Raw genomic sequence first — 12,158 nt, forward strand, 5'->3', positions numbered from 1 at the left:
AGGATTAAATCCTACTCTATTTTAATTACTTAACTATTTAATTTTGTAATAACATGATTCATATTATGAGCCAAATGTTTCATTATACTTATACCCTCACTATCTTCATTAGCATTTACACTTCCCGAAGTCCCCGCTGTACCTACTGTCCAATAGTTAGAGCCCGTTATTATAAAATCATTGACAGTAGCCAAAGTGACAACTGAGCTAGAGCAAAAGTTTGGCCTGTTTTCCTTGCTACAGTAATTGGAGCAAAGACTTTATTTGAAAATAGCATTTGCCCCCACTGATATTTACCATCCTCTGTTTTTAAATTATTACTTACCCAACGTCCCGAAAATCCAGCTCTGTCTAGTAGAGCCTTTAGCCTTGGAGTTATTGACCCATTATAAACGGGAGAACCCACAATTATTCCATGAGCTTGTGCCATTTCATCAAATATTTCATGAAAATCATCTTCAATTACACACCTTTTATTCTCTATGCACTTATAGCAACCTTCACACTGACCTATGTTTTTATCCCTAAGCCTAATTAATTCTACTTCAAAACCATTTTCCTTTAAATCATTTAATACTAAATTAATATAAAATTCTGTATTTCCTATTCTTGGACTTCCACAAATTCCAATAACCTTCATAAATATTATCCTCCTTATAGATCAATTACTGCTTCTACCCTCTTGTCTAAGTCATTTCCTGTAGCTCCATTTGTGAACAAGGAAACTAAGAAAGTTACAAGCATAGAAGCTGTTATTACATTAACATACCACGGAAGGCCCCCTGGCCACTTAAAGCTAGTACTATTTAAATATAAGGAAAGTACATTTAATACTAATGCAGTTATCAATCCTGCGTATACTCCTTGGCTACTAGCCCTTTTCCAAAGTAGCCCTGTTATAAACACTGGGAATGTAGCAGACATCAACGTTCCCCAGCCGAAAGTTCCAAGTATGGCCACTGCTTCTCCACTAGTTAAAGCAAATATAATGGATAATATACCAATAATAAAGGTTGCAATTCTTGATAGGGCAATTTGTTTTTTAGGTTCAATTTTCTTACCTAAAGCATTTGGTATATCCCTTGAAATTATGGTAGCAGATAGTGTTAAAAACATACTGGCAGTTGACATAGAGGCTGCTAGCACCGCTGCATATACAAATAATTGAGCATATACTCCAACATAGTCAGCTACAGCAAATATTGAATTATCACCATTAGTTAATGGAGGTATGGAGCCATTTCCTACTAAATATAAAGCAGTATATCCCATAGTTACAGCAAATAATCCCACCACCATATGGCCAAGTGCCGCGTATAAACCTAATTTTGGCATATCTTTAGGGTTCTTAAGCGCATACATTCTTGTTAAAACTTGCGGTTGCCCCATGGTTCCTAATATAGGTATAAACATCCAGGTTAAAGCTATGGACCCTGGTAATGTTCCCCAAGCGTTCATAGCTTCAGGAATAAATTGTTTTGTTACTTCTTTACCATCCACCATCCCCGTTACTTTCCCAGCAGTTGATACTACTTCTACAACTTCTTTAAATCCACCTGTAATTGAAAAGAATGCAAATATCATTATTATGCCAGCTACTACCATTATCAGCCCTTGAAATGCTTGAGTTAATACTCCTCCAACTTCACCACTTATAGCTGTATATGCTGTAAGTATTCCAAATATGAATAAACCAGCAACCATAGGTTTCCAACCTAGTAGGTGAGCAAAAAGAGCTGAACAGGCACTAATTTGTGATGCTAAATATGCTATAGAACCTATGAATAATATTATTGAAAGTGTTATTTTTATACCATTATGGCCATTATATCTTAAGTCCGATATATCTCCCAGAGTTGCAATTGGTGCAATTTCAGCCATAGCTCTGATTTTTTTACCTATAGCAATATAGGCCATAGAAAAAGCCGAAGAGGATAACATCCATAAAGTCATAGTATTTCCAAAGGAGTAAATAGTACCAGGTACCCCTACTATGGCAAAGGCACTTTCAACTGCCGCTAAAGTAGATAAGCTTACCACCAACGGACCAAAGAGAGCCGTTCCTCCAAAAAAGGACTGAGGATCTGAAGCCTTATCCCTAGAAGCTAAGCCAATTACAAAAGAAATGACTATCATTACTAATGAGAAACCAACAATTAAATATTTAACTCCCGCTGACATTTAACATTCCTCCTTTAGAGAATTTAAAGACTCAATCTTATCTTTAAAATTATTCCAATCCTCATCTGATAACCAAAGATCAGCAAATATTGTCAGCCCTAAAGTTAAAGTCAACATTCCTCCTATCCAATAAGTCAGTATGGTAAATGCAAAAGAAGGGTGGAATCCCAAAATTGTAAAGTCAGGCATCTTCCCCGCAAAAATATCTGCATAATATTTTGATAGAAAGAATCCCCCAGCCCATAAAATTGACCAGGAAAGCAGGGTTGTCACAAAAAATTTCATATTTAATTTTCCATTTTTAGCTGCCCCTAGCATCATGTAAAGAAGCATTAATATTACGCTGGCAATTAAACTTACAAACCACTGTCCTTTCCATGCACATAAGGTAATTAATACCCAAAGTCCTGTAATAACTAGCATGATTCCAGTTTTTTTATTACCTAATTCCATGATAAACCTCCTCGTTAAAACACTTAAACTTTAACTATTATTAAAGCAATTGCCGTGCCAAGAGAGTATTTTGCAGTATACATTTCTCACGAGGAATAGTGTATATGTTTTTTTCAATAATTTTCCGACTTTTCAATATATATTAATTTATAGCTTTTTAATTTTGTAAGTTAAAATAATTTTTATGCTGTAACACATGTGATACAGTATAAATTTACATGTTACAAAAATCATATAAATTTATATCAATGTAACATATAAGAGGAGTAGGTTATAAAAAACCTACTCCAAATAATCCAATGCCACTTGAGCATAACTAGCTGCTCCTAGCGGTAATGCATCCTCATCTATATTAAAAAAATTAGAATGATGTGAGTAACAACATTTTTTCTCTTCATTTCTTCCTCCTAGGAACAATAATGCTCCTGGAACTTTTTCAGCATATTCAGAGAAGTCCTCTGAACCCATAACCTTTTCCATAGGTATAAGATTTTCCAATCCCATAACTTTAGCTAGTGATTTTTCTACAAACTTTACAGTATTTTCATCATTAATAGTTGGACTGCAGATACAATCATAGGTAAATTCATATTCACATCCATACGCTTCACAAGTGCTCTTAATCATATCTTCCATCCACTTTGGCAATGCTTCTCTAGTCTCTTTTGTAAAAGCTCTGTTCATACCTATAATTTCAGCTTTTCCTGGAACTACATTAAATCGCTCTCCTGCATTGATATTACCAACGTTTATTACTATAGGATTTCTTATATCATTTACTCTTGTAACAATTGTGTGAAGCCCATTTAAAACAGCAGTCATACAAGTAATAGCATCTACTCCTTGCCATGGTGAAGATCCATGACAAGATTTCCCCTTTATAATCAACTTCCACCTATCTCCTGATGCCATCATAGGTCCCGACTGGATATTGCCTTGACCTACAGGAACATCAGACCATATATGCATTCCAAAAACCATATCTACCTTAGGATTTTCCAATACCCCTCCCTCTATCATCTTTTTAGCACCACCAGCTACTTCCTCTGCCGGTTGAAATATAAACTTAATTGTTCCATTTATCTCTTCTTTCATTTCTGATAGTATTTTGGCAGCACCTAATAACATAGAAGCATGAGCATCATGCCCACAAGCATGCATCATACCAGGTATTTTAGAACTATAAGGTAGTCCAGTTTCTTCATTAACGGATAGAGCATCTATATCAGCTCTTAAAGCAACTACTTTTCCATCTTTCTTACCTTTAAGAATTCCCAATACCCCTGTTTCACATGGGTTCTGAACTTTAATACCCATTTTTTCTAATTCTTCTCTTATTCTTTTAGATGTTCTAAATTCACTAAAAGAAGGTTCTGGGTGCATATGAAAATCCCTTCTTATATCTACCATCCAATCATAATATTTTTTAGCTAACTCTAATGTTTTCATAAATAAATCCCCCTTTTATTAATATATTTTAATGTACAGTTATGCATTACTAAAGCAAAATACTAAAAAATTAAAGCATGTTTACCATTATTCCAGCTAAAACTACAGATGCTATAGTTACTGTTACAAAACCTGCTATAAGCATCTTAGGTAAAATTTCATTTAGAATATACTGCTTTTCTTCTTCAGTCTTTCCTTCTGCATTGGCAACCTCTTGAGATATAATGAAAGTGCCCGGAAAACCGAATAAAGCGGTAATACCTATAGCTAATGACATTTCCTTACTTAACCCTAGAGCTTTCCCCAAAGGAATACTTGATAAAGCTATACCTATTGTTCCTAAAGTTAAGCTTACCACTAAAGGCCACAATAATTTAGTTACCATTTCCGGGGTTGCATTTACTAAATTTGCAAATATAACTGTAAGTATACTTCCCATAGCTATCCCAAAAGAATTAGATTTCGTGAGGATATCTCCTTCTAGAAAACCTATTTCCTTTAAGAGAACTCCCATAATTAAACATACTACGTACTTGTTTACAACACCGTTAGTTAGGGCAGCTAACTTAGAGCTAAGAACAGCTGCTAATCCTAATTTTGCTAGCATTATAGACGACGTTTGCAGTCCCTTTGGGAAATCAGGAAATATCTTATATTTAGACTTTTTCTCCTCCTCTACTTTAACTGCAGCTATCTCTCTTTCTGATATATTATATTCTTCAGTTTTAAATTTATTTGCAATTCTTTTAGCCTCTTTGCTTAAACATATAGAGGCAATTGGATATCCAAAAAAACCTTGTACAACAACCAAAAGAGTGGTAAATACCATAATAGTTTCCAACCCCTTTGCCTTAGCTACTTCCCCCATCATTATTCCAGCAACCACTCCACCTGCTATAGGTGGTGCTGCCGCTATAGAATATTCTCTTCCAAGAATAGGTGTACCCGCAATATAAACAAAAACTGCTATACCTACAATTGCACCTGAAGCAATAACTACTGTTTTCCACTGTTCCTTAAGTTCTTTAATACTCATAAGTGTCCCCATATGAGTTATTAAAATTGCTATAACTATGGATCCTAATGGTAATAATATAGAATCATCGAAAATGGTCTTAGGAAGCCCCACCCAAAAACCAACCAACAATATAGTTGAAGACACAAACATCGTTGAAAAAATAGCCTTGGTCTTAGAAGATATAAAATCTCCAACACCAAAAATGATAAATAATACCGTGAATGCTAATAGCCCATCCATTTAAAAGCCCCCTTTTAATTTCGTCCTGTAAATAAATTATATTATTTACATATAATAACTAAATTTCTTTTTATAAAAAAGCCCCTATATGCTATGTTTATTAAGCATATAGAGACATTTTGTTTTAAACAATTTCCCCAGCTAGGTTACTGTAGATGTTATCACACTCAATAAAAATTTGTCAACCATTTGAGAGAAATATTTCAAAAAATTTATTTTTTTACTTTTATGAAATATTTATTGCATATTTTCCAATTTACTTTCATCTTCTACTACTTTCAATTCCTTCAATAAATAAAAATATAAATCATTTAACCTTCAAAAATCTCTATATGTCTGGAATCATGAGACATATAGAGATTTAATATAATTCTTAAAATCCTATAAAATTAATATTAATTTATATATCACGAAAATATTTTTATCAGTGTACTAGCTATAATTAAAATCATCGCACCACCTATTCTAGAAGATATTTGTGCAAAAGGCATGAGTCCCATTCTTTTAGCCGATGATAAAACAGCAACATCTCCTGTCCCACCCATATTAGCCATACATAATCCTGCTGTAATTGCAGATTCTATTGGATAGAATCCTACTAATCTTCCTGCTAATCCAGCTCCTAATGCAGCTCCCAATACTGTAACTATAACTAATATTAAGTATTGACCACTAAATGCTGCAATAACTTGACCTAAATCTGTATAAGCTACTCCTATACCAACCAATAAAGCCGAAGTAAAATTAGTAACTATGAACTGATACCACTGAGCCGCTGCCAATTCATATTTTCTAGGAATTAGTCCTAGTATTTTAGCTGCAGCCACGGACAAAATCATCCAGGCATATTGATGTATTCCTGGTATGAACTTAGCTATAATAGATCCTAAACAGAAAAATGTAAGTGCAATTAAAAGTCCATTTCCCATTATGCCAAGATCTAGTTCAAATGCTTCCTCCTCTTCTTTAACTTCTTCTACAGTACTATCTATTAACATATTCCCATTTCCTGTTAATTTAGGTTTTCCCTTTCCTACTTTATCTAAAATTCCTGCTAATACTATGGAAAATGCATTTCCTAATGCAACGGCTGGTACCATAACTGAAAGCATTTGAGCTGGATCCACATTGAATCCTGAGCCAAAAATCTTAGAAAGAGGAACAGCTCCTGCTCCCATGCCTCCTCCTATTATAGGGATTCCAATATAAAATATTGCTTTAGTTGCACCATATCCCATTAATGCACCTGCAATACCAACAAATAATAATGAAAAAACAACACAACCTAAAATTGCTGGAATATACCTTACAGAAGCCTTTATTAATAATTTCCTATTCATTCCAAGTATGCTACCTGTTATCAAAGCTGCAATATAGAAATCCAAGAAACCTTCTTTAGTCATAAAACTTGTAATAATATCTATTGTGTCTTTAGGAAAAACTTTGTAGGTAACCAAGGCAGCTGATGCAAATATTACAACTATAGGCCCTCCTCCCAAGTAATCCTTTACAATAGGAAGATGATCTCCTATTAAATTTAGTACTGCTCCAACTATCATCATCACAGCAAGAGCGCCAATCATGCCTTTTGGCAATACATTAAAATAAGCTGATGCTAAAACAATAATTGCTAAAATAAAAAACATAGGTATAGACAACCCCATAATTTTGTAGTCTTTCTTTTGAACTACTTTTTCATCTTTACTTGACACTACGCTATTATTAGCCATTTTATAATCCCCCATTTCATTAAATTTTAATTCTACGATGATTCATATAACTATATTATAGAATATTATGAATATTAAAAATATATTTTGGTTATATATTACATTTTGGTCTTTTATTTAACTTAGTTAAAAAATGTTCAAAGTTTTTTAATTAAATAGATTTTAATAAAAGTTAAGAACTAATTATAGGTTTAACAAATAAAAAATGCTCTGCAATGCTTCTTATGCTGTCTCGCTACAATAAGAACTTCTAAAATTTATCTTATAAAAATCCCTAATGCTGACAAACCCCCTTCGGTCAGACATGTACAGCATCTTAACGGTATTCTTCTAAAATAAATTAAGAATTTCTAGCTTTTGCTCAAATGCATAGTGCACATTACATAGCATTTTTTTAGTTTTAAACATGAAATTATAAAAATAAGTATTTAAAAAATCAATTTGTTACAATTATATACTTGAAAATAGACGTGTAAAACATACAGAAACTGAGGTATATAGTGGGAGGAGCGTCTTTTTTGAAGTGACGTCACTATGTACCTCAGTTCTTATTTCTGATATATAAATATACTTGTGAGAATTTATAATTGTTAACCAATCTTATATAGCTTAATTTAGAAAGTATCTTTGTAAAAAACAAAAGAGATAAGCATGTAATGAAATAGCGACTTTTTCTTGGAGCGGCTTCACTGCATGCTTAGCTCTCTATTTGAAGAACTATGCTCTTCACTCTGTAAAATCTCCTCCCAATTTTTCTAAAGTGTCTCCTGTAACCCTATATACCGTCCATTCATCCATAGGTATAGCTCCCATGCTTTTATAAAAGTCAATGGATGGCTTATTCCAATCTAAGCACGACCATTCTAATCTTCCACAATCTCTTTCAATAGCTAATTTTCCTAAAAATGAAAGCATGGTTTTGCCAAAACCTTTCCCCCTCATTTCAGGTCTTATATATAAATCTTCTAAATAAATACCCGGCTTACCAATAAAAGTAGAGAAATTGTGAAAAAATAACGCGAACCCCACTGGAATTCCTTCATATTCTCCAATAATTACTTCTGCAGCCTTTCTTATAAAAAGAGATTCTTTTAATGTTTCTTCTGTAGCAACCATTTCATTAGACAACTCTTCATATTCTGCCAACCCATTAATAAAATTTAAAATTAATTTAGTATCTTCTTCTTTAGCAAATCTGATCTTAAAATCCTCCATACTCTTCCTCCTCGTAAAAATAAAATTACCAACTAAATCTAGTATAACCTTTTTGTAACATATTGCATAATATATAATGTAGCTTTTAAAAGGAGAGTATTTATGTTTATTGATGATTTCGACTGCAATTATGATCTAGGTATGAATTTTGGAGATGATTTCCGTTCTGTAGAGGACCGCTGCCCTTATTGCGCATATTATCGCCAACAATTCCAACCATTCCCTCCTGGACGTCCACCATCTGGTCCTGGAGGAGGCCCTGGCGGAGGCGGAGCCCCTGGCGGCCCACCACCTTCATTTACTCCAAGCCAGCCACAATTTCAAGCATTCGCAGTGGATCCTGGTGCTATAAGACCTTGTCTCCGCAGATTTACTTTTATATGGCCTAGGAGAGGAAGAGGTTTCTGGGCCTGGCCTACTTTTGTAGGTCCTAGATCAGTTTCTGGCTTCAGATGGACCGGATCCAGATGGGTATTCTTTGGAATGGATCTTAGACAAATAAGTCAATTTACATGCTTTTAAAAAAGGAAGGGGTTTCCCTTCCTTTTTTTAATTAAGTATTATCATATAATTTACACTAAATAAAAAATATATTGACAAGCTTTAAAAATAAGCATAGAATAGTTACAAGTCAATTTTGGGACTTATGTAGTAGAATGGTAGAACATTATAGCAGTATGGTAGCAAATTAGAGTAATAGTTTGATAGATTTAATGTAGTATTTGTAAGATTAATTAAAAATTAAATATTATTGTATGTAGTAGATTTTAATTATGTAAAATGGTAGTTTTGTAGGAGATATTAAAATAAGTCTATGTTTTTTTGTTATATAACTCTCCTATAGGAGAGTTTTTTATTTTGTAAAAACTATAAATATTTTGGAGGATGGTAGTATGGTAGTAAAAAGACTAAAAATCGCTTTTGCAGTGTTATTAACTGCGTCTATTTTAGGAGGATGTACAAATCCAAATAAAACACATTCAAATGGTAACAAGGAGATTAAAATCGGTATTTCACAGCTGATTGAGCATCCGGGACTAGATGCCACAAGAGAAGGATTTATTGATGGGTTAAAATCAAAAGGATTTGAAGAAGGTAAAAATATAAAAATCGATCTTCAAAATGCCCAAGGAGATATTCCCACAACACAAACTATAGCACAAAGATTTGTATCTCAAAAAATGGATATGATAATGGCTATAGCAACGCCTGCAGCTCAAGCAGCCTACAACACAACAAAAGATATACCAATTTTAGTAACAGCAGTTACAGATCCAGTGGAGGCTGGCCTTGTTAAATCTATAAAAGAGCCTGGAACAAATGTTACAGGTACCTCAGATAATATTTCTATTGATAAACAATTTGAACTTCTAAAGGAAATTTTACCCAATGCTAAAAGGGTAGGTATTTTATATAATACTAGTGAAAATAATTCAGAAATCCAAGTAAATAATGCTAAAAGTGTAGCACCTAAATTTGGTTTAGAGATTGTAACTGCAGGAATCACTAATGTAAATGATGTACCACAAGCACTAAATTCTTTGATTGGAAAAATTGATGTGCTATACACTCCTACAGATAATATAGTAGCGTCATCCATGCCATTAATTTCTAGCCAATGTTTTAAAAGCAATATCCCAGTAATAGGTGCAGAAAAAGCTCATGTTATGTCTGGAGCATTAGCAACTAATGGTATTGATTACTACAAACTTGGTTTCCAAACAGGGCTTATAGCTGTTGATATAATTAACGGAGAAGAACCTAAGGACATTCCTATAGTAACCTTAGATGAAATGCAGCTAATAATTAATACCGATGCCGCTAAAAAGCTAAATATCGATATTCCTAGTGAGTTAGATAGTAAGGGTGAAAAGGTTACAGGAGGTGTTAATTAGATGAGTATATTGATAAATATACTAGAACAAGGATTAATATTTTCCATAATGGCCGTTGGAGTTTATATAACCTATAGAATTTTAGATTTTCCTGATCTTTCAGTAGATGGAACCTTTCCGCTAGGTGCCTCTGTTACCGCAATGTGCCTTATAAATGCTATAAATCCTTTTGCAACTTGTTTATTAGCTTTTATATCAGGAGGTATAGGAGGAGCTATAACAGGATTGTTCCATGTAAAATTGAAGATAACTAACCTTATGTCTGGTATTCTTGTGATGATAGCACTTTATTCAATAAATTTGAGGATAATGGGGAAATCCAATATTCCTCTATTTGGAATTGATACTATTTTCACACCAGTTTCCAGACCTATAATTATAATAGTTATTTTCGCATTAGCTTCAAAGATTATATTAGATTTATTCTTGAAAACTAAATTGGGTTTTGTTCTTAGAGCTACAGGAGATAATGAACAGTTAGTGACTTCTTTAGGAGTTAACAAGGATATGGTTAAAGTGCTAGGACTTATAATTTCTAATGGATTAGTGGCTTTATCAGGATCCATAATGGCACAATATCAAGGATTTGCGGATGTAGGTATGGGAACTGGTATTGTAGTAACGGGACTTGCTACTGTTATAATTGGCGAATCAATATTTAAAAGAATTAATATAGTAAAAGGAACTACTATGGCTATATTAGGTTCAGTTATATATAAATCTATAATAGGTATTGCCTTAGAACTAGGTCTTCAGCCTACAGATTTAAAACTTATAACTGTAATTATAGTAGTTATAGCATTATCCTTAAATAATAAAAAATTTAATTTTAAACTTAGAAAAAAAGTTACAGTCGGGGGTGGGGCTCTTGTTGCAGATAAATAATTTATGTAAGACTTTTAATAATAATACAGTAAATGAAAAAGTTATATTTGATAAATTTAATCTTAATGTAAAGAAAGAAGATTTTATAACTATAATAGGAAGTAACGGAGCAGGAAAATCCACTCTTTTAAATATAATATCAGGAGTAATAGAACTAGATAATGGTAGTATTATTTTAGATAATAAAGATATATCTACAATGCCTGAGCACAAACGTTCAAAAATTATAGGAAGAGTATTTCAAAACCCGTCATCAGGAGTTGCCCCTAATATGACAATTCTAGAAAATATGTCTATGGCACATAATAAAGGAAATAGATTTAATTTAACTAATGGATTGTCTAAAAAAAATATAGTTTTTTTTCAAGAAATGCTATGTAAATTAGATCTAGGCCTTGAAGATAAAATGAATATTAAGGTAGGATCATTATCTGGTGGACAACGACAAGCTCTTTCATTGCTTATGGCTGTAATGAGCAAACCTGAAATATTGCTTTTAGATGAACATACAGCAGCATTGGATCCTAAAACCTCTGAAAAAATTAATGAGATTACTGGAGAAATTATAAAAGAACATAAAACTACAGCTTTAATGGTAACTCATAATTTAAATCATGCAATAAGTATGGGAAATAGATTGATAATGATGCATCAGGGAAATATAGTTTTAGATATACGTGAAGAAAAGAAAAAAGCATTAACAGTAAATAAATTGCTTTCACATTTTGATAATCTTCAAACTAAAGAATCATTAAGTGATCGAGTTTTATTTGGTTAATATAAAACAAGGAGTAGAAGGGAGTACCTTTTACTCCTTATTTTTTTAATTTTAATAAATGCATATATAAGGTGAAAAACTTAATTAAATAGAGCAATATATAAATATTTCATAGATTAAAGTTTTAATCTATTTCTCTTTAGGGTTTCAATTATTCAAATAAGTATATATACTTAATTACAAAGGATGAAATTTTTCGTGATCAAGTGATTCTTAGCTTCAGATGGAGTTTGCTTAAAAGGAATACTTGCTCCAACTAAAGCTTAGAAGAACTTATCCAGGGACGTAGCATCCGTTATGCACAGCATAAGAAC

At 32.8% G+C, this 12,158-nt stretch carries 11 protein-coding genes; 3 read left to right on the forward strand and 8 right to left on the reverse strand.

The genetic code is table 11. The features are described from left to right. Positions 1-29: 29 nt before the first annotated feature. The 8 genes from RYO54_RS06975 to RYO54_RS07010 form a co-directional block, all read right to left on the reverse strand. Positions 30-194 carry a hypothetical protein gene (locus tag RYO54_RS06975; protein WP_315117025.1) on the reverse strand — a complete coding sequence of 55 codons (165 nt, stop codon included), beginning with the start codon at positions 192-194 and terminating at the stop codon, positions 30-32. Further along, a complete protein-coding gene (locus RYO54_RS06980) occupies positions 170-640 on the reverse strand; it encodes a flavodoxin family protein (RefSeq protein ID WP_315117001.1) in 471 nt (156 codons plus the stop codon). Before RYO54_RS06980 ends, RYO54_RS06975 begins: the two co-directional genes overlap by 25 nt. Positions 641-654: 14 nt before the next feature. Further along, a complete protein-coding gene (locus RYO54_RS06985) occupies positions 655-2,181 on the reverse strand; it encodes a sodium:solute symporter family transporter (protein ID WP_315117002.1) in 1,527 nt (508 codons plus the stop codon). After that, the gene (locus RYO54_RS06990; protein ID WP_315117004.1) at positions 2,182-2,634 is read right to left on the reverse strand and encodes a hypothetical protein; all 453 of its coding nucleotides are present in this window, start codon (positions 2,632-2,634) and stop codon (positions 2,182-2,184) included. It abuts the gene before it with no gap. 282 nt (positions 2,635-2,916) lie between these two features. Beyond that, on the reverse strand, positions 2,917-4,083 hold the full coding sequence (locus RYO54_RS06995; RefSeq protein ID WP_315117005.1) for an amidohydrolase: 1,167 nt from the start codon (positions 4,081-4,083) through the stop codon (positions 2,917-2,919). A 70-nt stretch (positions 4,084-4,153) separates the two neighbouring features. Further along, positions 4,154-5,341 carry a hypothetical protein gene (locus RYO54_RS07000; protein ID WP_315117007.1) on the reverse strand — a complete coding sequence of 396 codons (1,188 nt, stop codon included), beginning with the start codon at positions 5,339-5,341 and terminating at the stop codon, positions 4,154-4,156. 407 nt (positions 5,342-5,748) lie between these two features. Beyond that, complete coding sequence (locus RYO54_RS07005) at positions 5,749-7,071, reverse strand: 2-hydroxycarboxylate transporter family protein (RefSeq protein WP_315117008.1); 1,323 nt, start codon at positions 7,069-7,071, stop codon at positions 5,749-5,751. A 726-nt stretch (positions 7,072-7,797) separates the two neighbouring features. Beyond that, entirely contained in the window at positions 7,798-8,286 is a 489-nt protein-coding gene (locus RYO54_RS07010; protein WP_315117009.1) for a GNAT family N-acetyltransferase, read from the reverse strand. A gap of 893 nt (positions 8,287-9,179) precedes the next feature. Here RYO54_RS07010 and RYO54_RS07015 point away from each other — a divergent pair. The 3 genes from RYO54_RS07015 to RYO54_RS07025 are packed head-to-tail and all read left to right on the forward strand — an operon-like array spanning position 9,180 to position 11,844. Continuing rightward, positions 9,180-10,181: an ABC transporter substrate-binding protein gene (locus RYO54_RS07015; protein ID WP_315117011.1), complete on the forward strand. Its 1,002-nt coding sequence runs from the start codon at positions 9,180-9,182 to the stop codon at positions 10,179-10,181. Next, complete coding sequence (locus RYO54_RS07020) at positions 10,182-11,066, forward strand: ABC transporter permease subunit (protein WP_315117013.1); 885 nt, start codon at positions 10,182-10,184, stop codon at positions 11,064-11,066. Further along, on the forward strand, positions 11,050-11,844 hold the full coding sequence (locus tag RYO54_RS07025) for an ATP-binding cassette domain-containing protein (RefSeq protein WP_315117015.1): 795 nt from the start codon (positions 11,050-11,052) through the stop codon (positions 11,842-11,844). The genes RYO54_RS07020 and RYO54_RS07025 overlap by 17 nt, the downstream gene beginning before the upstream one ends. Positions 11,845-12,158: the final 314 nt, after the last annotated feature.

This window comes from uncultured Clostridium sp., from assembly GCF_963515715.1.
In the GTDB taxonomy this organism is placed as follows: Bacteria; Bacillota; Clostridia; order Clostridiales; family Clostridiaceae; genus Clostridium_AW.